The sequence below is a fragment of the Salinifilum ghardaiensis genome, from assembly GCF_054491345.1.
This window is the reverse complement of the sequence record NZ_CM137101.1, coordinates 1,999,492-2,025,403: the sequence shown is the minus strand read 5'-3', so window position 1 is coordinate 2,025,403 and position 25,912 is coordinate 1,999,492. Positions and strand designations below refer to the sequence as shown.

The window sequence follows — 25,912 nt, the reverse complement described above, 5'->3', positions numbered from 1 at the left end:
GACACCCGGGGCCGGTGCGCCGCACCGGCGGTGCGCTGCTGTACCTTGCGTGCCACGGCACCACGACCCGACACCGAACCGAAGGAGCGCCCCGCGGCATGTCCCGCCCCGTCGGCACCCGCGACACCCGCAGGCTCATCCCGATGGACCTCGGCACCCGGCGCCGCCACGCGCCGCGCCGCCGCCGCGGGTACACGCGCGAGTTCACCATCGCCGGCCACCTCGGGAGGCTGACCACGAACGCCTACCCGGACGGCGCTCTCGGCGAGGTGTGGGCCGGCATCGAACCGGCACCCGACAGCACGTGGGACCACCAGTCCGTCAACGGCTTCCTCAGCGGCCTGTGCAGCGCGGTCACCCTCGGCCTGCAGCACGGGGTCTCGCTCGAGCACTACGTCCGCCAGTACGTCGGCATGTCCTTCGCCCCGGCCGGGCCGGTGTCCGATCCGGACATCCCCCGCGCGCGCAGCGTGCCCGACTACGTGTTCCGCCGCATCGCACTGGACCACCTCGACTTCCCCACCCGCTCCCGCCTCGGCATCCGCAGCAGCGGCGAAGCCGGCGGCGAGACCTCCGCCTGAGCCCGCCGGGACCGCACCGCCCTGGGCCGTCCCCGTGACGTCGGCGCCGCGTCCCGCTAACGTGCCCGGGAGATCGTCCCGGGAGGAAGGAGCACGGCGTGACGGCATCGGTGGGGGTCGTCGGGCTCGGCCCGATGGGAACGGCGCTGGCGCAACGGCTGGCGGAGTGCGGCATCGCCACCGCGGCCACCTCCCGCAGCGCGTCGACCCGCGAGGCCGCGGCCGAGCGCGGCGTGCACGTCGTGCCGGACGTTCCCGCACTGGTCGAGTCCGTCTCCGAACGTCCGGTCATCGTCACCTCGCTGCCGTCGGGGCCGGAGGTGCGCGCGGCCTGCCTCGACGCGAACGGCCTGCAGGACTCCGGCCTGCACGAGTTCGTGCTGGTCGACACGAGCACCTGCGCACCGCGGGACTCGGCGGACCTCGCCGCGGAGTTGCGCAGGCGCGGGTGCGCCGCGGTCGACGCCCCGGTCTCCGGCGGCCCCGCGGCGGCCCGGGACGGCAACCTGTCGGTCATGGCCGGAGGTGCGCAGGACGACCTCGACGCTGCCGATGCGGTGCTGCGGGCGGTCGCGGGCCGGCTGGTCGTCTGCGGCGGCCCGGGCGCGGGGCAGGTGGCCAAGGCGTGCAACCAGATGGTCGTGGCCGCGAACCTCGCCACCGTGGCCGAAGCGCTGGTCACCGCCTCGGCGTTGGGCGCCGATCCCGCCTGCGTGCGGGAAGCGCTGCAGGGCGGCTACGCGGCCAGCCGCGTGCTCGACCTGCACGGCGAACGCATGCTGCAGCGCGACTTCTCGCTCGGTGGCGCGGCGCGCACGCACCTCAAGGACATCGACATCATCCGGGAGCTGACCGAGGGGGTCGCCGACAACCGGGTCTTCGAGCAAGCCGCCGAGATGATGGCCGAACTCGTCGAGGACGGCGGTGCCGACCTCGACCACAGCGCCGTGGTGCGCATCGCGGAGAAGCGTTCCGGGCACCGGCTGCAGTGAGGGCCTGCGCCGGGGCCGTCTCACGGCGCGTGCCTCACTGCTCGGAGAAGTCGCAGCTGGAACGCGCCGAGCACCGTGCCGACGATCTGGAAGCCGAGGCGCCCGTGGAGTTCCACCGCACCGCGGTTCGTCTCGACCGCGGCGACGGCGGTGCGGGCCGGACGAGCTCGCGCCGTCACGAGTGGTGCACCGCTCACCGCACCGGACTCGCACCGGGCCCGGACAGCGCCCGGCCCAGCATGGCCGCGGCATCGCTGCGTCCGGGTAACCGGTGCAGCGCCTCGGGCAGCGACGTGCCGTGGACCGACTCCACGGCCGAGGCGACGAGGTGGCACACGCGCAGCCGGTCGAGCGCGCTCAACCCGATCCGTCCGAGGTGGACATCGGTCAGGTGCAGCAGCACCCGGTACGTGGCGAACCACGTGCTGCGCACCGCGCTCCGGAAGCCGCAGCCGCGCACTCCTCGCCGCAGCAGCAGGCCGGAGGCGCCGTGACCGCGCCCGGCGCGTTGACCGCCGAAGCGCTGCGGAGGTCGCAGCAGGCCGCTGTGGACGCAGCTGTCGATGTGGGGGCGGTAGGTGCTGCAGTGCGCGAGCCACCGCCGCACCAGGGGGAAATCGCTCAGGTCGCCGTGGTCGAGCGCGACGACGAGCCGGTGCAGGCGCGCGCGGTACCACTCCGCGTCGGCGGCGCCGATCTCGCGCCACGACGCCGACAGCGCAGCTCCGCCGGCGAAGGTGCGCACGGTTTCCGCTTCGGCCCGCAACGCGGTGAATCCCCACTCGACACCCAGCCCGCACGCGACGTGCGCGGTCGCGGCGAGCAGGTCGAAGGCGTGCGCGCAGCGGCCCTCGTGGGCGGGGTGCTGCTCGAGGGCGGTGAAGGCGAGGTCGTTGGTGTCCACGCAGGAGGCGACGGTCAGCTCGGCCAGTTCCCCGCCCAGCACCGCGGAACCGTCGTCGTGACCCGCCTCGCGGATGGTGTTGTCCGGCATCCACGGCCACAGCGGCGCGGTCTCACCCTCCCACCAGGCGAGCTCGGTGTGCCACGCGCGCGAGGACGCCGGGTCGAGCGCGCTGCGCGAGGGGAAGCGGTCCAGGTACCCGGCGAGGCATTCCGCGACGCGCCGACGGACGCGACCGCGGTGCAGCTCCGGCCTCGCGCGCACGTTGACCCGCAGGTGCGGACCGCGGCGCCAGTGCCGCTGCCAGTACACCGCGGCGATGTCGCTGTCCGTGCGCAACTGCCGCAGCAGGGGACGGACCGCGCGCAGCGCCAGCTCGTCGAGCGAGGCGTGGTAGTGCACGTGCGTGCTGCGCCACTCGGCACCGTTCATGCCGCCTCTCCCGTGCGCTCGCCGCGGCGCGCGCGCCGCGGCGGGGCACCTGCGCGTCCCCGCCGGCCGGGGGCGCTGTCACGCCGGTTCGTCGGTGCCGCGCGGCGGCGCCTCACCGACCTCGTCGTCGATCTCGAAGGCGTCGTGGGGAACTTCCTCCAAGCCCTCCGGCGGGTCCTCATCGGCCATGCGCTTTCCTTCCGCAGTGGATGCGCGTTTCGCGATCACCGAAAACCTTGCTGTGCAGCGCTGCTTTGTGTAGCACGCCCGTGAAAACGCGGACAACGAGCACTACCCGATCAGTTGATCACGACCACCGTTCGCGGGAACGGCGCCCTCCCGCGCGGCGGGAGGCGTGCACCGGGCAGTAGTGCCGGGGCTCGTCGCGCTCGGACTCCGGCGGGAGGTTCCGCTCCGGCGTGTGCAGCACGGGCTCCTCCGGCCGCACGCGTCCGCTCACCCGATCGATCCCGTCCCGCGCTCGGGGGTGCTTGCGCCACCGCCGCGGCACGAGCCGGAACGCGTGCTCCACCGCGCGGCCGAAGCGGCGGTGCCGGCGCGCGTCGCGCTCGGTCCACGTGCAGCCGAGCAGTTCGCGCACGGGCTCGTCGTACAGCCCCGCGGTCAACCAGACGAACCAGCGCTGCAACCCCCGCCGCAGCGGCGCCCACAGCGGCGCGGGCAACCACCGCAGGAACGGCGGCGGGGGCAGCGCGCTCAGGTCGAGCACGCGCCGGGCCGCCGGCGTGTCGACGAGCACCTCCCGGCACATGCGGTCCCAGTAGCGCTGGAACTCCTCCCACGTGCCGGGGACGGGCCGCATGCTCACGCCGTACCGGCGGTACCACTCGCGGTGCTCGGCGAACAGGCGGCGCTTGTCCTCCTCGGTGAGCCCGCCGCAGAAGTGCTCGGCCGTGCGGAGCACGCCGCAGAAGAACGTCGCGTGCGCCCAGTAGAAGACGTCGGGTTCCAGCGCGTGGTAGGGCCTGCCGTGCACGTCGAGGCCGCGGATGTCGCGGTGGTACCGGCGCACCTCCCGCGCCGTGCGTTCCGCGCGCACTCCGTCGAACACGACGCCGCCGATCGGGTACAGCGAGCGGAACAGCCGCTCCCACCGCTCGCCGAAGAAGTCGGAGTACTGCTCGACGGCGGCGCCGAGCTTCGGGTGCATGTTCTGCATCGACCCCGCCCACAGGGCCTGCAGCAGGCCGCGCCAGTCCCCGAAGTAGCGCCAGGTGAGCGATCCCGGTCCGAGCGGTGCTCCCTCCCCCTCCGCGGAGCGGCCGTCGCACCCGGACGCTCCGGGAGTCCCCGCGCTGCGCGTCATCGCGCCTCCCCTCCTCCGAGGCGTCGCACCGCTCCGCGAGCAGGAGCCTGCTGCGAGCAGGTCCTGCCAGGGTAGCGCCGCCGCGGCGGTGGGCCGAGCGGCCGAACGGGCCTGCCACCCCTCCGGCCGTCGGAACGCGGCGCGGTCAGCCGTGCAACGCGCGGTCCGCCGGGCCGAACCGGTCGGCGGCCAGCCGAGCCTGGTGCCAGTGCGGGTACAGCAGTGCCGGCGCGCTGACCGCGTCGAGCCGGGCCATCTCCTCGTCCCCGAGCCGCACCTCGGCGGCTCCGAGGTTCTCCCGGAGCTGCTCGTCCTTGCGCGCACCGATCACCAGCGAAGTCACCGCCGGTTTGCGCAGCAGGTACGCGAGCGCGACCTGCGCGGGCGTGATACCGCGGTCCGCCGCGATCTCCAGCACGACGTCGATCGTGTCGTAGAGCTTCTCCTCGTCGCGAACGGGCGGTTCGTCCCAACCCGCCAGGTGCCGCCCTTCGGAGGTCCGCGCGTCGCGGCGGTACTTGCCGGAGAGCAGGCCGCCGGCCAGCGGGCTCCAGACGAGGATGCCCAGGCCCTGGTCGACCGAGGCGGGCACGAGCTCGTACTCGGCGTCCCGGCTCTCCAGCGAGTAGTAGACCTGGTTGGCCACGAACCGCTGGTAACCGCGCCGGTCGGCGACGCCGAGCGCCTTCACCAGCTGCCAGCCGGTGTAGTTGGACACGCCGAGGTAGCGGACCTTGCCCGAGCGCACGAGGGTGTCGAGCGCGTCGAGCGTTTCCTCCAGCGGCGTCTGCCCGTCCCACTCGTGCACGTGGTACAGGTCGATGTGGTCGGTGCCGAGCCGGCGCAGGCTCGCCTCCGCCTGGTCGAGCACGTGCTTGCGGGACAGGCCGGCGTCGTTGGGCCCCTCCCCCATCGCCATGCGCACCTTGGTCGACAGCAGCACCTGGTCGCGCTTGTCCTTGACCGCCTCGCCGACGATCTCCTCGGCGGCGCCGGCCGAGTACATGTTCGCCGTGTCGATGAGGTTGACCCCGGCCTCGAGGCACATGTCGACCTGCCGCCGGGCCCCCTCCAGGCCGGTCTCGCCGACGCGGCCGAAGTCCCCCTCACCGCCGAAGGTCATCGTGCCCAGCGTCAGCGCCGACACGCGCAGACCGGACCGCCCGAGCTGCCGGTACTCCACACCGCGCTCCTTTCCGAAGAGTTCGGGCCGCCCCTCCACACCTACCGCACGAGCGGCGCTGCGACCAGGCGCCGCGAGCGGGTCCGACTGCGCGGGCTTTCGCTGCGGGCACCCCGGTCGCGAACCCGGCAGCAGCATCATCGAAAATGATTATCACAACCAATGCGGGGCGCGGGCGCGCGGCAGCACCGGTCGGCCGAGTCCGCCGGGCCGGGAGGCTGCTCCCTACCATCGTCCCGTTCGCCGTCGCACTCGGAGGGAAGCAGCGTTGGCCACCGACCGCGTCCCCGTCGTCGTGCTCGCCGGGTTCCTGGGAGCGGGCAAGACGACCCTGCTCAACCACGTGCTCCACCACTCGGGCAGCACCCGGGTGGGCGTCGTCGTCAACGACTTCGGCGCGATCAACGTCGACGCGCTGGCCGTGTCCGGGCAGGTCGACGCCGCGGTCTCGATCGGCAACGGCTGCCTGTGCTGCGCCGTCGACACCAGCGAGCTCGACCGCATGCTGCGGCGCCTCAGCAGGCCGAGCGCGGGCATCGACGTCGTCGTCGTGGAGGCCAGCGGCATCGCCGACCCGCGGGAGATCGTCCGCATGCTGCTGTCCAGCGAGGACCGCCGCACCACCTACGGCGGCCTCGTCGAAGTCGTCGACGCCGTCGAATTCGACGCGACCCTGCAGCAGCACCCGGAAGTGGCCGCGCACGTCGACTTCGCCGACCTCGTCCTGCTCAACAAGGTCGACCGCGTCGACGCGGACGCGCTGAGCGCGCTGCACGGCACGATCGAGCGCCTCAGCCCGGGAACGCCCGTGGTCGGCACCGACCACGGGCGCATCGACCCCGGACTGCTCTTCGACACCCGCCACCGCGAACCGACCGGCCAGCTCTCGTTCGACCTGCTCGACACCGGCCCGTGCGCCGAGCACGAGCACCCGCACACCGACTACCGCAGCATCGAGTTCAGCACGCCCGAACCGCTCGACCCGCGCAGGCTGATGCGCTTCCTCGACGAGCGGCCCGACGGGCTGTTCCGCATCAAAGGATCCGTCCACTTCGGAATTCCCGGGTACCGCCGGAAGTACGTGCTGCACACCGTCGGCCGCTACGTGCGCCTGCACCCCGAGCGGTGGCGCAGGTCCGAGCCGCGCGCGACGAACCTGGTCGCCATCGGAGCGGGCCTCGACGACGAGGACGTGACCGAGCGGCTGCGGCGGTGCGTGGCCCGCCCGGACGACCCGAGCGACGAGGAGGGGATGTTCCCCGTCCTGCGCTACGTCGAAGCGGCCTGACCCGGGATCACCGCCACCCGCGCTCCGCGGTGCCGAGCATGGCCGCCGAGCACGCCCCGGTGAGCACCGCACCGCCGGCGAGCCCGGTCACCGCCCACCGGCCCCACCGGGGCAGCCCCGGTCCGCCCGCGGCGGTCGCGGCGACGTCGGCGACATCGGCCACCGCCGAGGCCGCCAGCCACACCGCGGCCTCGGACGTGCCGTCGCGGCGCAGCGCGTGCAGCGTCCCGATGCCGAGCGCGAGGTCGCGGCCGCCGAGAGCCCGGCCGAGCACCTGCACCGGCGCGGTGGCCGCGCTGCTCCTGCCGACCCAGACGGCCGCGGGCAGCTCCGGCCGCACCAGGGCGGTGCAGCCGAGCGCGACGCGACCCGCGCTCAGCGCTGCCGCCGCCCACCGGGCGGTCCGCTGCGCGTCCACTCGTCCGGCAACACCCATTCCGCACCTCACTGCACCGGCCGCCGGGCGGCCTCCGCCGTTCGCGTCCCGGCACGAGTGTCCCCGGTCGCACCGGTGACCTCCACCCTCCGCACCGGTGATCCGCGACCGGCCGGCTCCGTGCTCTGCACCGCGCGGCGGCCCGATCCCCGCGCAACGACCCGGACCGGCCCTTGCACACCGGATTGTATACTGGTCTGGATCCTGAACGGGAGCCCCGACCGAGGAGGACGATGTCGCCGTCGGGCAAGACGCGCGCGGCCTACCTGCGCCTGCGCGCGCTGATCGAGTCGATGCAGCTGCCGCCCGGCACGCAGCTGAGCGAGACGAACCTCGCGGAGCGCCTCGAGACCTCCCGCACACCCGTGCGCGAGGCGATCCGGCAGCTCTCGCACGAGGGGTTGATCAGCTTCACCCCCGGTTCGGGCGCGCGGGTCGCACCGATCTCCCTGCACGGGGTCCGGGCGCTGTTCGAGTTCCGCATGGTCCTCGAACCCGCCGCCGTGCGGATGGTCACCGAGGACGGCCGGGAACGGCCCGAGCTGCTCACCGACTTCGCCGACATCGCGGCGGAGCTCGAGCGCATCGCCGTCCGGGCCGACACCGCCCCGCACGCGGAGCTGGCCCCGCACTTCTACCCCCTCGCGGAACGGTTCGACGAGGCCGTCACCACCGCCTGCCACAACGAACCGCTCGCCCGGACGATCGCCCACCAGCGCGGCCAGACCGCGCGGCTGCGCGAACTCGCCCACTCCGCGCCCGAGCGGCTGCCCGGGTCCGCGCACGAGCACCAGCGCATCTGCCGCGCGGTGCTGGACGGGAACGCCGAGGAGGCCGCGAGCGCGCTCACCGAGCACCTCTCCCGCACGCAACGGGCGATCGTCGAACAGCTCACCCGCGGGATCAGCGCGGGCACGTTCGACGTCGAGATCGGACCGACCTCGTGACCACCGCGAAACGGCGGGGCGTCTCCGCGCAGCTGGCGATGCTGCTGCTGGGCGTCATCTGCACCCAGACCGCCCTCAACCTGGCCCGTCCGCTGATCTCGTACCGCGCGATCTCCCTGGGCGGCGGCGAGGTCGCCGTCGGCCTGATCACCTCCGCCTACGCGCTGCTGTCACTCGTGGTCGCCCTGCCGCTCGGCCGCTACACCGACCGCACCGGTCGCACCGTGCCGGTGCTGCTGGCCGGCACCGTCCTGCTCGCCGCAGCACCGCTGTGGTTGGCGAGCTCGGAGTCGCTGGCCGGCGTGATGCTCGGCTCGGCCGCGCTCGGCTTCGGCCACATCGTGTTCATGATGGGCGGGCAGCGCTTCGTCACGACGGTGTCCGCCGACGACGCGCTGGACCGCAACTTCGGCCTGTACACCGCCGCCGTGTCGGTCGGGCAGATGCTCGGACCGCTCGCCTCCGGCCTGCTGCTCGGGCAGGCCTCCGGCGCGGCGCTGATCGGGGCGACGACCACGGCGTTCCTCGTCGCGGCGATCGCGGCCGCCACCGGACTGCTGCCGGCGCTGCTGCTGCGCCGGGGCTCCTCCGCCGCAGCGCCGGCCCGCGAGCCCGGGGGCCAGCGGGGGGCGTTGAGCCTGCTGCGCCGTCCGGGCATGGCCACCGCGCTGTTCAGCAGCCTCGCGCTGCTCGGTGCGGTCGACCTGCTCACCGCCTACCTGCCGCTGATCGCCGAGAACCGCGGGATCGCCCCCGCCGTGGCGGGCGTGCTGCTGGCCGTGCGCTCAGCGGCGTCGATCCTCTCGCGGCTGGGGCTGGGGTATCTGGCCGCGCGGTGGCAGCGGCGACCGCTGATCATCACCAGCTGCCTCGGTGCGGGAGCGTGCCTCGTGCTGGTCGCCGTTCCGGGGGCGGGCGTGTTCGCGATGACCGCCGCGCTCGCCGTCGGGGGGTTCTTCCTCGGCATCGGACAGCCGCTGACCATGACCGCGGTGGTCCGCACCGCGGGCGAGACCGACCGGGGTGCGGGGCTCGCCCTGCGGCTGTGGTCGAACCGCGCCGGCCAGGTGACGCTGCCCGCCTGCGCCGGTGCGGTCGCCGGCCCGCTGGGTGCGCCCAGCTCCCTGCTGTTCGCAGCTGTGGTGCTGCTCGCCGCGGGCGGGTTCGCCCGCTTCGGCCCCCGCGAGTGACCGCGGCCGCCGGTGCGCCTTCCCGCGCGGCGAGCAGCTGGACCGGGCGGGATCCCCCGCCGCCGGGCGCGGGCGGATGGCAGACTGAGGCGATGGCTGCGGTGCGCGTGTTGCTCCTCGGCGGGACCGGGGAGGCGAAACAGCTGGCCCACCTGCTCGACGAGCACGACTCGTTCCACGTCGTCTCGTCGATGGCCGGCCGCGTCCGGGATCCGCAGCTGCCCGCCGGCGAGGTGCGCATCGGCGGTTTCCACGGGGTGGAGGGCCTGGCCGGGTGGTTGCGGGACAACGCGATCGACGCCGTGGTCGATGCGACCCACCCCTTCGCCGCGAAGATGTCGGCCTCGGCCGCGCAGGCCACCCGCGAGACCGGGGTGGCGGCGGTGGTGCTGCGGCGTCCGGGGTGGAGGCAGCGTCGCGGTGACGTGTGGCACCGGACGCCGACGCTGGACGGTGCCGCACAGCTGTTGCGCGGCCTCGGACGACGCGTCCTGCTCACCACGGGCAGGCGGAGCATCGGCGCGTTCGCCGGGCTGGACGCGCACCACTTCGTGCTGCGCTGCGTCGACCCGCCGGAACCGCCGGTGCCCGCGCACCTGGAGGTCGTGCTGGACCGCGGTCCGTACACGGTGGAGCAGGAGCGTTCGCTGCTGCGGTCGCACCGCGTCGACGTGCTCGTGACCAAGGACAGCGGCGGGTCGATGACCTCCGCCAAGCTCACAGCGTGCCGCGAGCTCGGGGTGCCGGTGGTGCTCGTGCAGCGCCCACCGGTCCCCTCCGGGCTCGCGTCCGCGGAGACGCCGGAAGCGGCGCTGGAGTGGCTGCGCGCCCGGTTCGGGTGAGCGGGCGCCGGAACAGCCGCCCGGAACAGCCGCGAAGCCCGCCGACGGGCGCGCAGCGAGACCTCGCCGAGGTCCTGCCCCTCAACGGGTACGTCCCGCAGAAACAGCACCTGTCAGTGCTTCGGCGGGTCGCCAGTGTCGCTGCTCGGCGTCGAGCACCCCGGAGCGGGAGCCGCGCAGGAGGTTCCGCTGCGGAAATCCGCACGCGAAAGGGCCGGGCAAAGCCCCGCTCCTCAGTGGTGGACGACGTCGGTGTTCTCGGTCGCACCCCACCCGTGCCAGCGCTGCACGTCGATCCACGCGCTGATCCGGTGCCGGTCGCGCACGTGGTACGGGGCGCCGGTGTAGTGCTGCGCCAGCCGGTCGATGTCGACCAGCTCCGGGTCGTCGGTGATCTCGGCGACCGTCCCCTGCAGGCTGACGTGCGTGTACCAGTCGTCCGCGGCGAGGACGGTCAGCGTCACGCGCGGGTTCCGGCGCATGTACTCCAGCCGTTTGCGGCCTTCGTCCATGTTGACCAGGATCCGTCCGTTGTCCCAGACGTACCACGTCGCCACCGACACGGGCTGCCCGTCCGGACGCACCGTGCTGATCACCGACGGGTTGGGACGGGACAGCAGGTGGTCGACCTTCTCCGGGACCGGTGGCTTCGCCACGGAGCACCTCCTCGACGCACGGGCTCGGCTTGCCGCACCCATGCTAGGTGAGGCCGAGCTCCGGGGCCGCGCACCGCCCCGCCGGTGTGTCGGCGCCCCGCAGGCGGACGCGACCGGCGCTCAGCTCTCCGCGGCGATGTCGGAGGGATGCGTCGTCAGGGGGGTCACCTCCACGTCCATGTACGGGAACAGCGGCAGGTTGGACAGGATCTCGTGCAGCCGCGCGTTGCTGTCCACGTCGAAGATGCTCAGGTTGGAGTACCGCCCCGCGCACCGCCAGATGTTGCGCCACTCCCCTCCCCGCTGCACCTCCTGCGAGTAGGCCTTCTCCCGCGCGAGGATGTCCTGGCGCACCTCCGGATCCATGTCCGGCGGCAGGTTGACGTCCATTCTCACCGCGAACAGCACGATGTCCTCCTCTCCACTTCCGAGCTCGGCCGCGTGCCGCGGGAGCTCACGCCGGGTCGAGCACGAAGTCGTAGGTGACCGCGTTGCCCGATCCGTCCTCCCGCGGCCGCGGGTCCAGGATCAGGTCCGGTTTGACGGCCTGGGCGATGTCGTCGTCGACGTGCTCGCCGCCCTCGAAGTACAGCTGCGAGGTGATCGTCCGGTGCCCGTCGGCGGTGACGCGCACGTGCAGGTGCGCGGGCCGCCACGCGTGCCACCCGGCGGCGTTGATCAGCGCGCCGCACGCCCCGTCGTGCGGGATCTGGTAGGGAGCCGGCTGCACCGTGCGGACGGTGAAGCGTCCCTGCTCGTCCGGGACGATCGTGCCGCGCAGGTTCCACGTGGGCAGGCCCGGCGCGTACTGAGAGTAGTAGCCGAGGTCGTCGGCGTGCCACATCTCCAGGCGCGCACCGGGGAGCGGAGCGCCGTCCACGCTGCGGATCTGCCCCTGGAAGACCAGCGGGACGCCTGCTTCGCCCTCCCGCATGGGCAGGGTCGCCTCGCTGGGCAGTTCGGGCGCGCCCTCGACGTAGTAGGGGCCTTCGATCGAACCGGCGGTGCCGCTGCGGTCCTCGTTGGCCACTTCCTCGACGACGTGCTCGATCCACACGTCGAGGAACAGCGGCCACTCGCCCTCCTCGCCGACGCGGATCAGCCACGCCTTGAGGGCGTCGTACTCCTCGTAGGTGACCTTGTGGCGGCGGATCACGTCGTGCAGGGCGCTGAGCGCGTCGGAGACGATGGCGTTGACGCGTTCGGGGCTGCTGTCGGCGAGGGTCTGCTTCTGCTGGAAGCGCTCGGTCGCCGCCGCACCGGAGGCGGCCGCGGTGGCGTCCTGCTCGTTGAGCTGCTGCGTCATGGTCGTTCCCTCACTTCACTGTGTTGGTGGTCCCCTGCTGGTTCGGTGGTGCCCGGCTGCCGGTGCTGCGCCGGCGACGTCAGTCCTGCCGGTAGCGCGCCAGCTTCTCCGGGTCGATGTCGATGCCGATGCCGGGTCCGCGCCGGACCCGGACGGTTCCGTCGGTGATGCTGACCGGTTCGGTCAGCAGGTCGTCGCTCATGTCGAGGAAGTTCGACAGCTCCCCCGCGCGGCTGGCCGTCGATTCGTGGGCGGCGCCGAACGCGGCGGTGCACATCGTGCCGATCTGACCGTCGACCTGGTTGCCCATGAGGACCTCCACGCCGAGCCCGTCGCACTCGTGCAGGACGCGCTGCGAGTCGCTGAAGCCGGTGCGCGCCGTCTTGATGCTGATCGCGTTGGCGCTGCCGGAGAGCAGTTCGCGGGTGACCTCCCCGGTGTGCGTGGCGCTCTCGTCGGCGACGAACGGGAGCGGGCAGCGCTGGACCAGCCACCGCCGGCCCAGCACGTCGTCGGCCGGGCACAGCTCCTCGGCGAGCGTGAGGTCCAGGTCCTGCATGGCCTGCAGGGCGCGTGCGGACTCGGACGCGGTCCAGCCGCGGTTGCCGTCGACGTAGAGCTCCACGCCGTCGCCGAGCCGTTCCCGCAGCACGCGGCACGCCTCGACGTCCACCGTGTACGGGCGACGGCCGACCTTGACCTTGAAGGTGGTGATTCCGTAGGTGTCGCGGACCCGTTCGGCTTCGGCGACCATCTTCTCCGCGTCGTCGAAACCGACCATGTGCGACACCCGAACGCTGTCGGCGTAGCCGCCGAGCAGGTCGGTCACCGGCACGCCGGCGACTTTGCCGATGACGTCCCACATCGCCATGTCGATGGCGGCCTTGGCGGTCGGATTCCCCACCGTGCGGTGCATTCTCGAGCGCGCCACCTCCCGCTCCCAGGGGGACAGGCCGAGCAGTTCGGGCGCGAAGAGGCGCCGCACGGCGGCGATGACCGATTCCTGGGTCTCACCGTAGGTGAACGGCCGCGGCGGTGCTTCGGCGACACCGGTGATCCCCTCGTCGGTGTGCACCCGCACCAGCACGTGCTCGGCCCGGTGCACGGCTCCGCTGGCGAAGCGCAGCGGTTTCACGTAGGGGATGGCGAACGGGATCGCCTCGATCTCGGTGATTTTCACTCGGTCTCCTCGCTGTCCGACAGGAACGCACCGCGCGCGTGCAGGATCTCCACCAGCTTCCGCACCGTCGGGTGCTGCGCCTCGCGGCGCCACGCCAGTGCCACCTCCAGCTGCTCCGCCCCGCGCAGCGGCCGGAACACCACCCCCTCCAGCGGCATCGCGCGCACCGAATCGGGGGCCAGCGCCACCCCCAGGCCGGCGGCGACCAGCGCCAGCAACGTGGACGTCTCGGTCACGTCGTGCTCCCGCCGCGGCGTGAACCCGGCGGCCAGGCAGGCGCGCACGACCGCGTCGTTGACCACCGACCGGGATTCGGCCGAGTACAGCACGAACGCCTCCTCGCGCAGCTCGGCCACGTCGATCTCCGCGGTGCCGGCCAGGGCGTGCCCGGTCGGCAGCACCGCCATGAGCGGTTCGCGGGCGAGCACGCGGTAGGCGACGTCGTCGCGCCGCACCGGCGGGCGCAGCAGACCGGCGTCCAGGCGCTGCTCGGCGATCGCGTCCTCCTGGGCGGGGGTGAGCATCTCGGAGTGGACGTCGAGCTCCACCCCCGGCAGTTCGCGGTCGACGACCCGGGCCAGCTCGGGCAGCTGCCGGTACGACGCCAGTCCCGTGACCCCCAGGCGCAACCGCCCGCTCAGCCCTGCGGCGATGCGCCGAGCGCGGTCGACGCCGCTCTCCACGGCCTCGAGGACGCGCAGCGCATCGGTGTAGAAGGCCTCGCCGGCGGGGGTCAGTTCCACGCGCCGGGTGGTGCGGGTGAACAGGCCGACCTCCATGTCGTTCTCGAGCTGGCGGATCGCCTGGGACAGCGGCGGCTGGGCCATGTGCAGGCGCTCCGCCGCCCTGCCGAAGTGCCGCGTCTCGGCAACGGCGACGAAGTAGCGCAGGTGCCTCAGTTCCACCGATTCCTCCACGCGGACGAGCGAAACTCCCGGGCGGGCGGCCTGCCCGCTGTCCGTCCCCGGCGCCCGCACCACCCCTCCGACGTCCGGAGCGCGAACCCCTGCGCTGCGAATACCGGGGACCGCACGAGCACGGACCGCGGTTGGCAGTCGAGTTTAGGTTCAGCAATTGAACGCGAACAAATACTGAAACCGAAACCGTCGAAACGCAACGCCTCTCAATCAGGACCTAGGTCAGTGCTAGGCAAATGCCTGGGGTGTTCCGCGTAACTCCGGTGCCACCGTGTTGCAACTTCCGGCGCTGATATGTGGCGCCCGCAACTCGCTCCCACCATCGACAGGAGGAACAGTGACAACGACGTTGGACCACCTCCGCGACACGCTGGACCGCGCGCTCGTCGACGACCCCGCCAACGGTCGTCGCCAGGTCAAGCGGGGGATCTTCGCCGACCCGGACCTGTTCGAGCTCGAGATGAAGTACATCTTCGAGGGCAACTGGATCTACCTGGCGCACGAGAGCCAGATCCCCGAAGTCGGGGACTACTACACGACCCACATCGGTCGTCAGCCCGTGGTGATCACGCGTGACAAGAACGGTGAGCTGCACTGCCTGATCAACGCCTGCAGCCACCGCGGTGCGATGTTGTGCCGCCGCAAGACCGACAACCGCCGCACCCTGACCTGCCCGTTCCACGGGTGGACCTTCAGCAACGACGGCCGGCTGCTCAAGGTCAAGGACCCCCGCGAGGCGGGATACCCCGAGCAGTTCAACACCGACGGCTCGCACGACCTGACCAAGGTCGCCCGCTTCGGGAACTACCGCGGTTTCCTGTTCGGCAGCCTCAACGCGGACGTGCTGCCGCTGGAGCAGCACCTCGGCGAGACCACCAAGATCATCGACATGGTCGTCGACCAGTCCCCCGAGGGGTTGGAGGTGCTGCGCGGGGCCTCGACCTACACCTACGACGGCAACTGGAAGCTGCAGGCCGAGAACGGCGCGGACGGCTACCACGTCTCCGCCACCCACTGGAACTACGCGGCCACCACGGCCCGCCGCCAGGAGGGCGAGTCGAAGAACGACACCGCGAACATGGACGCCGGCACCTGGTCGAAGCAGAAGGGCGGGTTCTACTCGTTCGAGAACGGCCACCTGCTGCTGTGGACGGAGTGGTCCGACCCGTCGAACCGTCCGCTCAACGAGCGCCGCGCGGAGCTCACCGAGGAGTTCGGCGAGCAGTGGGCGAACTGGATGATCGGGTACGCGAGGAACCTGTGCCTGTACCCGAACGTGTACCTGATGGACCAGTTCAGCTCGCAGATCCGGCACATCCGACCGGTCTCGGTGGACCGGACCGAGGTGACGATCTTCTGCATCGCCCCGAAGGGCGAGAGCGCCGAGGCGCGGGCCAACCGGATCCGCCAGTACGAGGACTTCTTCAACGCCACCGGCATGGCCACCCCGGACGACCTCGAGGAGTTCCGGTCCTGCCAGCGGACCTACACGGCCACCGAGACGCTCTGGAACGACCTCAACCGCGGTGCCGCGCACGAGATCGACGGCCCGGACGAGGACGCGCAGGAGCTCGGCCTGCAACCGCTCGCCAGCGGCGTGCGAACCGAGGACGAGGGGCTCTACCCCATCCAGCACGGCTACTGGCTGCAGCGCATGCGCGAAGCCGTGGACCAGGAGGAGAAGCAGGCCACCGACGCGTGACGCCGGACCCCCGCTGAACTTCCCGCCGCACGCCCGCATCCGGGGCGTTCCGGCGCGGTTTCCGACTCGGACGAAAGGCACGACCCATGACCGCGATGACCGACACGGTTGCCGTCGAGGACGTCCGCCAATTCCTGTACCGGGAGGCGCGCTACCTCGACGACTGGGAGTTCGAGAAGTGGCTCGAGTGCTACCACGAGGACGTCGTGTTCTGGATGCCCTCGTGGGACGTCGACCACAAGCTCACCGAGGACCCGCACAACGAGATCTCGCTGATCTACTACCCGAACAAGGGCGGTCTCGAGGACCGCGTGTTCCGCATCCGCACCGACCGCTCGGGGGCCACGAGCCTCCCGGAACCGCGCACGGGCCACAACATCACCAACGTGGAGGTCCTCGAGCAGCGCGGCAACCTGGTGGACCTCCGGTTCAACTGGTTCACGCTGTACTTCCGCTACGACGCGGTGGACACCTACTTCGGCATGTCGTTCTACACGGTCGACTTCGCCGACCCCGAACAACCGTTGATCACGTACAAGAAGGTCGTCCTGAAGAACGACTACATCCACCACGTGATCGACATCTACCACATCTGATCCGAGGTGACGTGGCGATGACCCACAAAGTTGCGCTGAATTTCGAGGACGGCGTCACGCGCTTCATCAGCTGCGGTGCGCAGGAGACCGTGGCCGAAGCGGCGTTCCAGAACCGCATCAACATCCCGCTGGACTGCCGGGACGGCGCGTGCGGGACCTGCAAGTCGTTCTGCGAGTCCGGCGACTACGACGGGGGCGACTACATCGAGGACGCCCTCACCGACGAGGAGGCCGAGCGGGGCTACGCGCTGCCGTGCCAGATGATGCCGCGCAGCGATCTCGTCCTGCAGATCCCGAGCACCTCCGCCGCCGCGAAGACGGCGGCGGACAAGCACGGGGCCGCGCTCAGCGACATCCGGCGGCACTCGGACTCGACCATCGGCTTCACGCTGGAGCTCGACGACCGGGACCGGTTGAGCTTCCTCCCCGGCCAGTACGCCAACCTCGACGTGCCCGGCACCGAGGCGCGCCGGTCGTACTCCTTCTCCAGCGGGCCGGACGACAAGACCGTCGAGTTCCTGGTGCGCATCACCGAGGGCGGGTTGATGTCGACCTACCTGCGCGACCAGGCCGACATCGGCGACCGCCTGGACCTCACCGGCCCGATGGGGACGTTCTTCCTGCGGGAGACGGTGCGCCCCGTGCTCATGCTGGCCGGCGGCACCGGACTCGCACCCCTGCTGTCGATGCTGGCGACGTTCACCGAGGACCCGCCGCAGCACCCGATCCACCTGATCTACGGCGTGACCTACGACGAGGACCTCGTCGGGCTGGACGCGCTGCGGGAGCACGCCGAGGCGCTGCCCGGTTTCACGTTCGACTACTGCGTCGCCGACGGGAGCAGCACCGCGCCCAACAAGGGCTACGTGACGGGCCTGTTCACCGAGGAGAACCTCAACGGCGGTGACGTCGACGTGTACCTGTGCGGCCCGCCGCCGATGGTCGAGGCCGTGCGGTCGCACATGTCCGAGCAGGGCATCGAACCGGCGAACTTCTACACCGAGAAGTTCAACGTGGCCGCCGAGCAGGAGGGAGAACGGTCATGAGCACCCCGACCAACGCGGGCCGCTTCGCCGGCCAGGTCGCCGTGGTGACGGGAGCGGCCCAGGGCATCGGGCGCGCCGTCGCCGAGCGGTTGTTCGCCGAGTCCGCCGAGGTCGTCCTCGTGGACCGCAGCGAGCTGGTCCACGAGGTGGCCGAGGGGCTCATCTCCGACGGCCGCAAGGCGCACGCGCTCACCGCGGACCTCGAGCAGTACTCGGGGGCCGCGCACGCGATGGACCGCTCCCGGGAGCTGCACGGCGGGATCGACATCGTCGTCAACACCGTCGGCGGCACGATCTGGGCCAAGCCGTACGAGCACTACGAACCGGAGCAGGTCGAAGCGGAGATCCGCCGGTCGCTGTTCCCGACGCTGTGGTCGTGCCGCGCCGCGCTGCCGCACCTCGTCGAGCAGCAGCGGGGCACGATCGTGAACGTCTCCTCGGTGGCCACCCGCGGGATCAACCGGGTGCCGTACTCGGCCGCCAAGGGCGGTGTCAACGCCATCACCCGGTCACTGGCGATGGAGGCGGCGCAGCACGGCATCCGCGTGGTCGCCACCGCCCCCGGCGGCACCTCGGCACCACCGCGCCGGGTCCCGCGCGGTCCCGGCCCCGCCGACGAGCAGGAGGAGGCCTGGAACGCCGAGGTGGTCCAGCAGACCGTGGACTCCTCGCTGATGCACCGGTACGGCAGCACCGAGGAGCAGGCCGCTGCCATCGCGTTCCTCGCCTCCGCGGAGGCCTCCTACGTCACCGGCAGCGTCCTGCCGGTCGGGGGCGGCGACCTCGGCTGAGCGGCCGCGCGGATTGGTGGCCGCGTGCTTGGCCGCACCGGTCCGTCAGGCAAGCGGCGAAGCCGCTTTCTGCCACCGGCTCCGCTGTGCCAGCCGATCCGCGGAGTCTCATCCTGGCGCGTCCTGAACTACCGGTTCAGGGGAGGACGTCGTTTACAGTGGCCGCATGTCGTCCGCGTGGCACCGGCGCCCCGTGGTGGGTCGCGAGTCCGAACTCGCCGAGCTCACCGCCCTTCTCGAGCAGGCCCGCACCGGAAACCCCCGGGCGGTCGTCGTGGCGGGTCCGGCGGGGGTCGGGAAGACGGCGTTGCTGGACGAGTTCCTGCACCGGCACCCGGAGCTGCACGTGCTCCGCGCCTGCGGGCTCTCCTGGGAGCGCTCCGTCCGGTTCGGCGTCGCCGAGCAGCTGCTGTGCTCGGCCGCACCCGAGGGCGCGTGCACCGGCTTCCCGCCGCCGAGCGCGCAGCCGGCCACCGCGGCGGACGCGGAGCGCGCGGACGCGGTGGACACCGGTGACGACGACGTCGTCGAGACGGGACGCCGGTTGCTGAGCAGGTCGGTCCCGCCGTGCGGGCACGCGGTGCTGCTGATCATCGACGACGCGCATTGGGCCGACACCGCCTCGCTGCAGGCGGTGTCCTCCGCCCTGCGGCGGGCCGGATCCGCACGGCTGCTGGTCGTGGCCGCCAGCAGCGACGACCGCGAGGAGGAGAGCGCCGAACAGGCCCAGCGGCTGCTGACCGGGCACCGCGTCCCGGTGCTGCGGCCGGGGCCCCTGCTGCCGGAGCACGTCCGCGACATGGCCGCGTGGGTCGGCGTCGACGTGCCGCTGCCGGCGGCGCACCGGCTCGCCGAGCACACGGCCGGCGTCCCGCGGCACATCGACCAGCTGCTGCGGGAGTGCCCCGAGCAGCAGTGGGCGGGGCGCCGGCCGTACCTGCTGCCGGCGCCCCGGGCGGTGACCACCGAGGTGGTGAACCGGCTGCGCACCTGCAGCGCCACCGCCCGCGCGGTGGTGGAAGCGGCAGCGGTGCTGGGCGAGACCGTCTCGCTGGCCGATGCGGTCGCGCTGGCCGAAACCGTCGACGCCGCACCCGTCAGCGGCCCGGTGGCCGCGCTCGACGAGCTGTGCTCCGGCGGACTGTGCACCACGGCCGAGGGCGAGCTGCGCACCCTGCGGTTCGCCGCACCGCTGGTGCGCTCGGCCGTCCGCGGCACGATCCCGCCGGCGCGGCGGCAGCGGCTGCACCACTCCGCCGCGGCCGTGGTCGCCGACGAGGGGGCGCGGCTGTCGCACCGCGTGGCGGCCAGCCCGTTCCCCGACGCCGACCTGGCCGCGGAGCTCGACCGCTACGCCGGGGACCAGGCCGCCCAGGGCGCGTGGCCGGCGGCGGCGAACGCGCTCGTGCAGGCCAGCGAGCTCAGCCCGCGCCGCGCCGACCACGAGCACCGGTTGCTGCGCGCGGCCGACGCGCTCATCGGCGCGGGCCACCTGTTCGAGGCCGGTGCCTACACCCCGGCGATCCAGAGCTTCCCGCCGACCGCCTTCCGCGACGCGGTGCTCGGCTACCACGCGCTGGCACTGGGCCGCAGTTCCGACGCCGAGCAGCTGCTCGCCGACGCGTGGGAGCGCTGCGAGCCGGAGCACGACCCGGAGCTGGCCGCGCTCATCTGCCAGCGGTTCGTGCTGCACTCGCTGAGCCGGTGGCGCGGTGCGGACCTGGTGCGCTGGGCCCAGCGCGCCCGGACCCTGGCCGGCAGCGGCACCCCTGCGGTGGTGGAGTCCGAAGCGATCATCGGGCTGGGCATGGCTGTCTCGGGCCAGGTCGAGCAGGCCCGCGAGATCTACGCCGGCTCGAGCACGGCGGCCGGGGCCCAGGCGCAGCGGTTCCAGATGGCGCGGGGGTGGCTGTCCCTGGCGTTGGACGACCCCCTCTCGGCCCGCAAGGACCTGCAGAACGCCGTGCCCACGCAGTACCGCATGGGATCGGTGCGCATCTCGCTGTGGGCGCAGGCGTGGCTGGCGCGCACCGAGTTCTCCCTGGGCCTGTGGGACGAGGCGCTGCGCACCGTGGAGCGGGCCCGCGCGCAGCTGGACGACTCCGGGATCGAGCTGCTCGCCCCGCTGGTGCACTGGACGGGGGTGCAGATCCGCGCTCTGCGCGGTGACTGGGAACTCGCCGATGCGCACCTGAGCCGTCTGACCGGTGCGTTCGACTACGAGATCATGCTGCTGCCCGCGCGCATGGCCAAGGCGCACTACGCGGAGGCCCTGTCGGACTACGCCGGCGTGCTGCGCGCGCTGGAGCCGATCGCGCACGCGCCGAACCGCGAGCTCGTCGACGAACCGGGTTTTTGGCCGTGGCAGGACATCTACGCCAACGCGCTGGTGCAGACGAACCGCCTGGACGAGGCCGACGCGTTCCTCGAGCCGCACGAGAGGCGTGCCGCCGAGTGCGGGCACCGCTCAGCCATGGCCCGCACGGGGTACGTGCGCGGCCGGCTGCGCGGAGCGCGCGGCGACATCGAGCAGGCGCGCCGGCACTTCGACACGGCGCTGGAGAACGTGGCGCAGACGCCGATGCTGTACGAGCGGGCTCGGGTCAACTTCGCCTACGGGCAGACGCTGCGCCGGGCGGGCAAGCGCCGCGATGCCGACGTGGTGCTGCACCGGGCGCGGGAGCTCTACGCGGCGATGCGCGCCCGCACCTACGTGCAGCGCTGCGACCGGGAGCTCAAGGCCGGCGGACTGCACGGGCACAGGTCGGAGGCCGAGGCCGCCGAGCTGACCGCGCAGGAAAACGCGGTGGCCAAGCTCGTCGCCGAGGGCAGGAGCAACAAGCAGGTCGCCGTGGAGCTGTACGTGTCGGTCAAGACGGTGCAGTTCCACCTCACCCGCATCTACGGCAAGCTCGGCGTCGCCTCGCGCGGGGAGCTGGCGGCGCGCTTCCACGAGGAGGCGGGACGTGCGGAATGACGGCGGTGCGGCGGGGTTGCGGTGCCGCCGGCGGCTGCGGCGGGCGCGGCTCCGCGGGAGCAACGCCGCTGCGTCCCGGGTGCCTGGAGGGCGGTCCTGCGGAGCGCCCTCCAGGCACCGCCGGGCGCGGAGCCGGTGTCAGCCCGTCACGGCGAGGGCATCGATCTCCACCAGCAGTCCCGGGGGAAGGCCGACGTACACCGTGGTCCGCGCCGGGAACGGCTCCCCCACGACGCGCGCGTAGGTCTCGTTCATCTCCGCGAAGTGGGCGACGTCGGTGAGGTACACCCGCAGCATCAGCACGTCCTGCGCACCGGCGCCGCTGGCCTCGAGGATCGCGAAGACGTTGCGCAGGGCCTGCTCGGTCTGCGCGCGCACGTCGCCCTCGACGGGCTTGCCGGTCGCCGGGTCCACACCGGTCTGGCCGGACACCTGCACGAGGTTGCCCTTGCGCACCCCCTGCGACAGCGGGATCCCCGCCGCGGGCCGCGGTGCGTCGTCGGTGGTGATGACGGTCCTGTCCACGTTGCGTTCCTTTCCTCTCCGGGGACTGTCACGTTCCGCTCCACCCGAGCTCGGTGGAGATGCGCCGTGCGGTGGCCCGCAGGTCGTCGACGAGGGCCAGCAGACCGGTGCGGTCCAGCAGCACCTTCGGCACGGAGACCGAGACCGCTGCCACCACTGCACCGCGGTCGTTGCGCAGCGGAGCGGCGATGCAGTGGATGAAGTCCTCGTGCTCCGCGTCGTCGACCGCGTAGCCCTGCTGCTGCACCCGGTCGAGTTCGGCGAGGAACTGCTCGGGCGCGGTGATCGTGCTCGCCGTCAGGGCCGGGTACTCGAGGCGGTGCGCGAGCTCGGCGCGGGCGCTCCGGTCCCGCCCCGCGACGAGGACCTTGCCCACGGCGGTGCAGTGCAGGGGTGCGCGGCGGCCGATCCGGGAGTACATCCGCACCGGCTGGCTGCTGTCGACCTTGTCGATGTAGACGACTTCGTCGGCCTCGCAGATCGCCAGGTGGATCGCGTGCCCGGTCCGCCCGCCCAGCGCCTCCAGCTCCGCCCGGGCCGCGGCCCGCACGTCGAGGTCTTCGAGGGCTTGGTTGGCGAGGCCGAACAGGGCGCTCCCGAGGCGGTAGCGGTGCTGGTCGACCCGGTGGACGAAGCGGTGGTTCTCCAGCGTGCGCAGCAAGCGCATGGCCGTGGACTTGTGCACGCCGAGCCTGTCCGCGAGCTCGTCGAGGGTCAGCGGGTCCGCGGCGAGCTCGCTCAGCACGACGAGTCCGCGCTCCAGGCTCTGACTCACCCCTGACCTCCGCGTTCTCGTTCCTTTGACGCCCTGTTGGCCATATGCTAAACATTCGTTCACCATATTGCGCAACATGCATTGCACAAAATGCAATACCAGCGCTGCGCGCAGGGCGGACGGCCGGTGCGCACGCTGCGATACGACAGATTCCGACGCACCGATTCCGACGCATAGCGGGGTTCTCGTGCCGCGAACCGCGATCAATGAGACAGCCGTTCAGTCCCTCCAGGACGAACGCATCGACTGGCGCCACAAGGGGATGCCGCACACCGCCTTCGGCAGCACGGTCCGCGAGTTCCTCGCCGACCGGCCCGGTCTGTTCGACGCCGGGTTCACCGGGCCGCTGCTCGTGCTCGACGACCAGGCGCTCGAGCACAACCTGCGCTCGATGGCCGAGTGGTGCTCCCAGCGCGGTGTGCAGCTCGCACCGCACGGGAAGACGACGATGGCGCCCCAGCTCTTCGCGCGCCAACTCGCGCACGGGGCCTGGGGGATCACCGCCGCCACCCTCAGCCAACTGCGCGTGTACCGCGCCTTCGGCGTCGCACGCGTCCTGTTCGCCAACCAGCTCGTCGACCCCGGTGGCCTCGCGTGGCTGGCCCGGGAACTGGACGCCGATCCGGACTTCGCGTTCAGCTGCTGGGTCGACTCCACGCAGGGCGTCGAGCTCATGGACGCGGCGCTGCGACGAGCGGCACCGCACCGGCAGGTGGACGTGCTGCTGGAGCTCGGCGGCGCGGGAGGGCGCACGGGCGTGCGCGACCTCGCCGAAGCCGACCGGGTCGCCGCAGCTGTTGCGGCCAGCCCCGCGCTGCGCCTGGCGGGCGTGGGCGGCTACGAGGGGGCGCTGGCCCACGACCTCAGCGCGCACGACGTCTCCGCAGTGGACGAATACCTGGCACGGCTGCGCGAGGCGGTCACCAGGCTCGCCGCGGCGGGGCACTTCGACGGGCTCGACGAGGTGCTCGTGACCTGCGGCGGCAGCGCGTACTTCGACCAGGTCGCGGAAGCCCTGACCGCACCGTGGCCCGATGATCTCCCCGTGACCCCCGTGCTCCGCAGCGGTGCCTACCTCACCCACGACGACGGCCTCTACCGCACCATGTCGCCGTTCGGCAGGCAGCACCGCCTGGCCGCCACCGAGGCGGCGTTCCGGCCGGCGATGCGGATCTGGGCCCAGGTCACCTCCCGCCCCGAGCCCGAGCTGGCCCTGCTCACCATGGGACGGCGCGACGCCTCCTTCGACCAGCACTTCCCCGAGCCGCAGGTCGTGCGCTCCGGCGACGGGAGCACCCGCGCCGTCGCCGAGACCGCGCAGGTCACCGAACTCGCCGACCAGCACGCGTTCCTGCGCGTCGACCGCGGCACCGAGCTGCACATCGGTGACTGGGTCGGGTTCGGCCTCTCGCACCCGTGCACGGTCTTCGACAAGTGGAACCTCATCCCGGTCGTGGACGACCGGGGCACCGTGGTCGACCTGGTCCGCACGTACTTCTGAGCACCCGGGCCGGACCGGAGCGCGCCGGTCCGGTCCGCAGGGACCCGCACAGGCGCGTCCGAACACGAAAGCGCAGGTGAGGCATGGACACCGTCATCAGCGGAGCCGAGGTCATCGACGGCGCGGGAACACCGCGGTACCGGGCCGATGTGCGCATCCGGGGCCCGCGGATCGCGGAGATCGCCGAGGCCGGCAGCCTCTCCGGGAGCAGGACCATCGATGCCGGCGGGCTCGCGCTCGCCCCCGGGTTCATCGACATGCACGCGCACTCCGACCTGCAGGTCCTCGCGGAACCGGACCACACCGCCAAAGTCTCGCAGGGCGTCACGCTGGAGGTGATCGGGCAGGACGGCCTCTCCTACGCCCCGGTCGACGACAGCACGCTGGACGCCCTGCGCGGGCAGATCGCCGGCTGGAACGACGACCCGGCCGGGTTCGACTGGGACTGGCGCAGCGTCGGCGAGTACCTGGACCGGCTGGACCGGGGGATCGCGACCAACGCCGCGTACCTCGTTCCGCAGGGCACGCTGCGCATGCTCTGCGTCGGTCACGACGACCGGCCCGCGACCGAACGCGAAGTGCGGGCCATGCGCGCGCTGCTCGCGAGGTCCCTGGCGGAGGGGGCGTTCGGCATGTCCTCCGGACTGACGTACACCCCGGGCATGTACGCCTCCACCGCGGAACTCACCGCCCTGTGCGAAGTCGTCGGGCTGCACGGCGGGTTCTACAGCCCGCACCACCGCAGCTACGGCGCCGGGGCGCTGGAGGCCTACGCGGAGATGCTGCGCGTCACCGGCGACTCCGGCTGCCCGCTGCACCTGTCGCACGCGACGATGAACTTCACCGTGAACGAGGGCCGGGCGGGAGAGCTCCTGTCCCTGTTGGACGACGCCCTCGCCGGCGGGCAGGACATCACGTTGGACAGCTACCCGTACCTCCCCGGCTGCACCTCCCTGCACGCGCTGCTGCCCAGCTGGGCCACCGAGGGCGGTGTCGAAACCACCCTGCGCCGGCTGCGCGATCCCGAGCAGCGCGAACGGATCCGCGAGGTGGTGGAGGAAGTGGGCTCCGACGGGTGCCACGGGGTGCCGGTCGACTGGGAGTCCATCGAGATCAACGGCGTGCGCGACTCGGCGCGCAACGGCGGGTTCGTCGGTCGCAGCATCGCCGAGTCCGCGCGCCGCTCGGGCGTTCCGCCCTTCGAGGTGTTCTGCGACGTGCTCGTGCGCGACCACCTCGGAACGTCGTGCCTGATGCACGTCGGCCACGAGGACAACGTCCGGGCGATCATGCGGCACCGCGCCCACACCGCCGGCAGCGACGGACTGCTCGTGGGCGAGCGGCCGCATCCGCGCGCCTGGGGCACCTTCCCGCGCTACCTCGGTCACTACGCGCGGGAACTCGGCGTGTTCACGCTGGAGGAGTGCGTCGAGCACATGACCTCGCGGGCGGCCGACCGGCTCGGGCTCACCGACCGCGGACGCGTCCGCGCCGGCAACGCGGCCGATCTCGTCCTGTTCAGCCCCGAGGACGTCGCGGACACGGCAACGTTCGAACACCCGCGGCAGCAACCGGCCGGAATACCCCACGTCTTCGTCAACGGTGCCGCGGTCATCGACGCGGGCGAGCGCACCGACGCGCTTCCGGGCGGAGCACTGCGCAAACCCGCCTAAACCGCGGGCACGCGCGCCCTGCCGCGGGCACCGCACTCCGGGGTTCCGCCGCGCCGTTCTCCGCCGTGCCGTTCACGGGGCGGGGCGCACCCGCCCGCCGCCCACCGCCGCGACCCCCGCGGTCCGCACTGGTCCGACCCCCCGG

25 protein-coding genes are annotated in these 25,912 nt (G+C 72.4%); 13 read left to right on the top strand and 12 right to left on the bottom strand.

The genetic code is table 11. The features are described 5' to 3' along the window. Positions 1-98: 98 nt before the first annotated feature. Positions 99-581 carry a TSCPD domain-containing protein gene (locus ACVGV0_RS09155; protein WP_459159442.1) on the top strand — a complete coding sequence of 161 codons (483 nt, stop codon included), beginning with the start codon at positions 99-101 and terminating at the stop codon, positions 579-581. Between the two features lie 98 nt (positions 582-679). Next, positions 680-1,573: an NAD(P)-dependent oxidoreductase gene (locus ACVGV0_RS09150; protein WP_459159441.1), complete on the top strand. Its 894-nt coding sequence runs from the start codon at positions 680-682 to the stop codon at positions 1,571-1,573. 20 nt (positions 1,574-1,593) lie between these two features. On the opposite strand, the gene ACVGV0_RS09145 is transcribed toward ACVGV0_RS09150, so the two are convergent. The 4 genes from ACVGV0_RS09145 to ACVGV0_RS09130 all read right to left on the bottom strand — a co-directional run bounded on the left by ACVGV0_RS09145 (position 1,594) and on the right by ACVGV0_RS09130 (position 5,419). Beyond that, positions 1,594-1,752, bottom strand: a complete 159-nt coding sequence (locus ACVGV0_RS09145; protein ID WP_459159440.1) for a hypothetical protein — start codon at positions 1,750-1,752, stop codon at positions 1,594-1,596. 14 nt (positions 1,753-1,766) lie between these two features. Further along, positions 1,767-2,909, bottom strand: coding sequence for a lantibiotic dehydratase C-terminal domain-containing protein (locus ACVGV0_RS09140; RefSeq protein WP_459159439.1), 1,143 nt, complete (start codon positions 2,907-2,909; stop codon positions 1,767-1,769). Positions 2,910-3,216: 307 nt separating this feature from the next. Further along, positions 3,217-4,236: an oxygenase MpaB family protein gene (locus ACVGV0_RS09135; protein ID WP_459159438.1), complete on the bottom strand. Its 1,020-nt coding sequence runs from the start codon at positions 4,234-4,236 to the stop codon at positions 3,217-3,219. Positions 4,237-4,381: 145 nt separating this feature from the next. Then, a complete protein-coding gene (locus ACVGV0_RS09130; protein ID WP_459159437.1) occupies positions 4,382-5,419 on the bottom strand; it encodes an aldo/keto reductase in 1,038 nt (345 codons plus the stop codon). Between the two features lie 268 nt (positions 5,420-5,687). Here ACVGV0_RS09130 and ACVGV0_RS09125 point away from each other — a divergent pair, with 268 nt between their 5' ends. Continuing rightward, complete coding sequence (locus tag ACVGV0_RS09125; protein ID WP_459159436.1) at positions 5,688-6,707, top strand: CobW family GTP-binding protein; 1,020 nt, start codon at positions 5,688-5,690, stop codon at positions 6,705-6,707. A 7-nt stretch (positions 6,708-6,714) separates the two neighbouring features. Here ACVGV0_RS09125 and ACVGV0_RS09120 read toward each other — a convergent pair whose 3' ends face one another. After that, the gene (locus ACVGV0_RS09120) at positions 6,715-7,143 is read right to left on the bottom strand and encodes a hypothetical protein (RefSeq protein ID WP_459159435.1); all 429 of its coding nucleotides are present in this window, start codon (positions 7,141-7,143) and stop codon (positions 6,715-6,717) included. 233 nt (positions 7,144-7,376) lie between these two features. On the opposite strand from ACVGV0_RS09120, the gene ACVGV0_RS09115 reads away from it, so the two are divergent. From ACVGV0_RS09115 to ACVGV0_RS09105, 3 genes are all read left to right on the top strand, one after another. Beyond that, the gene (locus ACVGV0_RS09115) at positions 7,377-8,090 is read left to right on the top strand and encodes a GntR family transcriptional regulator (RefSeq protein WP_459159434.1); all 714 of its coding nucleotides are present in this window, start codon (positions 7,377-7,379) and stop codon (positions 8,088-8,090) included. Further along, positions 8,087-9,280 carry an MFS transporter gene (locus ACVGV0_RS09110; RefSeq protein WP_459159433.1) on the top strand — a complete coding sequence of 398 codons (1,194 nt, stop codon included), beginning with the start codon at positions 8,087-8,089 and terminating at the stop codon, positions 9,278-9,280. The genes ACVGV0_RS09115 and ACVGV0_RS09110 overlap by 4 nt, the downstream gene beginning before the upstream one ends. A gap of 92 nt (positions 9,281-9,372) precedes the next feature. Next, positions 9,373-10,122: a cobalt-precorrin-6A reductase gene (locus tag ACVGV0_RS09105; RefSeq protein WP_459159432.1), complete on the top strand. Its 750-nt coding sequence runs from the start codon at positions 9,373-9,375 to the stop codon at positions 10,120-10,122. Between the two features lie 233 nt (positions 10,123-10,355). Here the strand turns inward: ACVGV0_RS09105 and ACVGV0_RS09100 are convergent, their stop codons facing one another. The 5 genes from ACVGV0_RS09100 to ACVGV0_RS09080 all read right to left on the bottom strand — a co-directional run bounded on the left by ACVGV0_RS09100 (position 10,356) and on the right by ACVGV0_RS09080 (position 14,169). Beyond that, positions 10,356-10,778: a PPOX class F420-dependent oxidoreductase gene (locus tag ACVGV0_RS09100; protein ID WP_459159431.1), complete on the bottom strand. Its 423-nt coding sequence runs from the start codon at positions 10,776-10,778 to the stop codon at positions 10,356-10,358. A gap of 120 nt (positions 10,779-10,898) precedes the next feature. Further along, a complete protein-coding gene (gene catC / locus ACVGV0_RS09095; RefSeq protein WP_459159430.1) occupies positions 10,899-11,186 on the bottom strand; it encodes a muconolactone Delta-isomerase in 288 nt (95 codons plus the stop codon). A gap of 46 nt (positions 11,187-11,232) precedes the next feature. Further along, positions 11,233-12,084, bottom strand: a complete 852-nt coding sequence (gene catA, locus ACVGV0_RS09090) for a catechol 1,2-dioxygenase (protein ID WP_459159429.1) — start codon at positions 12,082-12,084, stop codon at positions 11,233-11,235. 79 nt (positions 12,085-12,163) lie between these two features. Further along, on the bottom strand, positions 12,164-13,264 hold the full coding sequence (locus ACVGV0_RS09085) for a mandelate racemase/muconate lactonizing enzyme family protein (RefSeq protein WP_459159428.1): 1,101 nt from the start codon (positions 13,262-13,264) through the stop codon (positions 12,164-12,166). After that, a complete protein-coding gene (locus ACVGV0_RS09080) occupies positions 13,261-14,169 on the bottom strand; it encodes a LysR substrate-binding domain-containing protein (RefSeq protein WP_459159427.1) in 909 nt (302 codons plus the stop codon). Before ACVGV0_RS09080 ends, ACVGV0_RS09085 begins: the two co-directional genes overlap by 4 nt. Positions 14,170-14,518: 349 nt before the next feature. Here ACVGV0_RS09080 and benA point away from each other — a divergent pair, with 349 nt between their 5' ends. The 5 genes from benA (at position 14,519) to ACVGV0_RS09055 (ending at position 21,293) form a co-directional block, all read left to right on the top strand. Further along, entirely contained in the window at positions 14,519-15,883 is a 1,365-nt protein-coding gene (gene benA, locus ACVGV0_RS09075) for a benzoate 1,2-dioxygenase large subunit (protein WP_459159426.1), read from the top strand. An 86-nt stretch (positions 15,884-15,969) separates the two neighbouring features. After that, a complete protein-coding gene (gene benB / locus ACVGV0_RS09070; protein ID WP_459159425.1) occupies positions 15,970-16,479 on the top strand; it encodes a benzoate 1,2-dioxygenase small subunit in 510 nt (169 codons plus the stop codon). A 17-nt stretch (positions 16,480-16,496) separates the two neighbouring features. Continuing rightward, positions 16,497-17,525: a benzoate 1,2-dioxygenase electron transfer component BenC gene (benC, locus tag ACVGV0_RS09065; RefSeq protein ID WP_459159424.1), complete on the top strand. Its 1,029-nt coding sequence runs from the start codon at positions 16,497-16,499 to the stop codon at positions 17,523-17,525. Further along, entirely contained in the window at positions 17,522-18,316 is a 795-nt protein-coding gene (locus ACVGV0_RS09060) for a 1,6-dihydroxycyclohexa-2,4-diene-1-carboxylate dehydrogenase (protein WP_459159423.1), read from the top strand. Before benC ends, ACVGV0_RS09060 begins: the two co-directional genes overlap by 4 nt. A 166-nt stretch (positions 18,317-18,482) precedes the next feature. Continuing rightward, on the top strand, positions 18,483-21,293 hold the full coding sequence (locus ACVGV0_RS09055; protein WP_459159422.1) for a helix-turn-helix transcriptional regulator: 2,811 nt from the start codon (positions 18,483-18,485) through the stop codon (positions 21,291-21,293). 138 nt (positions 21,294-21,431) lie between these two features. Here the strand turns inward: ACVGV0_RS09055 and ACVGV0_RS09050 are convergent, their stop codons facing one another. Both ACVGV0_RS09050 and ACVGV0_RS09045 read right to left on the bottom strand, forming a co-directional pair. Continuing rightward, positions 21,432-21,818 carry a RidA family protein gene (locus ACVGV0_RS09050; protein WP_459159421.1) on the bottom strand — a complete coding sequence of 129 codons (387 nt, stop codon included), beginning with the start codon at positions 21,816-21,818 and terminating at the stop codon, positions 21,432-21,434. 28 nt (positions 21,819-21,846) lie between these two features. Further along, positions 21,847-22,593 (bottom strand): IclR family transcriptional regulator, encoded by a 747-nt coding sequence (locus ACVGV0_RS09045; protein ID WP_459159420.1) that lies wholly within the window; start codon positions 22,591-22,593, stop codon positions 21,847-21,849. Positions 22,594-22,855: 262 nt separating this feature from the next. Here ACVGV0_RS09045 and ACVGV0_RS09040 point away from each other — a divergent pair, with 262 nt between their 5' ends. Both ACVGV0_RS09040 and ACVGV0_RS09035 read left to right on the top strand, forming a co-directional pair. Continuing rightward, entirely contained in the window at positions 22,856-24,094 is a 1,239-nt protein-coding gene (locus ACVGV0_RS09040) for an amino acid deaminase (protein WP_459159963.1), read from the top strand. Positions 24,095-24,177: 83 nt separating this feature from the next. Beyond that, positions 24,178-25,767, top strand: coding sequence for an N-acyl-D-amino-acid deacylase family protein (locus ACVGV0_RS09035; RefSeq protein WP_459159419.1), 1,590 nt, complete (start codon positions 24,178-24,180; stop codon positions 25,765-25,767). The last annotated feature ends 145 nt before the right edge of the window (positions 25,768-25,912 follow it).

What these genes read in the sequence shown, in the direction of transcription:
- ACVGV0_RS09155 (WP_459159442.1), top strand. Translation starts at nt 99, where the DNA reads ATGTCCCGCCCCGTCGGCACCCGCGACACCCGCAGGCTCATCCCGATG.
- ACVGV0_RS09140 (WP_459159439.1), bottom strand. Translation starts at nt 2,909, where the DNA reads ATGAACGGTGCCGAGTGGCGCAGCACGCACGTGCACTACCACGCCTCG.
- ACVGV0_RS09135 (WP_459159438.1), bottom strand. Translation starts at nt 4,236, where the DNA reads ATGACGCGCAGCGCGGGGACTCCCGGAGCGTCCGGGTGCGACGGCCGC.
- ACVGV0_RS09120 (WP_459159435.1), bottom strand. Translation starts at nt 7,143, where the DNA reads ATGGGTGTTGCCGGACGAGTGGACGCGCAGCGGACCGCCCGGTGGGCG.
- ACVGV0_RS09115 (WP_459159434.1), top strand. Translation starts at nt 7,377, where the DNA reads ATGTCGCCGTCGGGCAAGACGCGCGCGGCCTACCTGCGCCTGCGCGCG.
- ACVGV0_RS09105 (WP_459159432.1), top strand. Translation starts at nt 9,373, where the DNA reads ATGGCTGCGGTGCGCGTGTTGCTCCTCGGCGGGACCGGGGAGGCGAAA.
- catA (WP_459159429.1), bottom strand. Translation starts at nt 12,084, where the DNA reads ATGACGCAGCAGCTCAACGAGCAGGACGCCACCGCGGCCGCCTCCGGT.
- benB (WP_459159425.1), top strand. Translation starts at nt 15,970, where the DNA reads ATGACCGCGATGACCGACACGGTTGCCGTCGAGGACGTCCGCCAATTC.
- benC (WP_459159424.1), top strand. Translation starts at nt 16,497, where the DNA reads ATGACCCACAAAGTTGCGCTGAATTTCGAGGACGGCGTCACGCGCTTC.
- ACVGV0_RS09060 (WP_459159423.1), top strand. Translation starts at nt 17,522, where the DNA reads ATGAGCACCCCGACCAACGCGGGCCGCTTCGCCGGCCAGGTCGCCGTG.
- ACVGV0_RS09055 (WP_459159422.1), top strand. Translation starts at nt 18,483, where the DNA reads ATGTCGTCCGCGTGGCACCGGCGCCCCGTGGTGGGTCGCGAGTCCGAA.
- ACVGV0_RS09040 (WP_459159963.1), top strand. Translation starts at nt 22,856, where the DNA reads ATGCCGCACACCGCCTTCGGCAGCACGGTCCGCGAGTTCCTCGCCGAC.
- ACVGV0_RS09035 (WP_459159419.1), top strand. Translation starts at nt 24,178, where the DNA reads ATGGACACCGTCATCAGCGGAGCCGAGGTCATCGACGGCGCGGGAACA.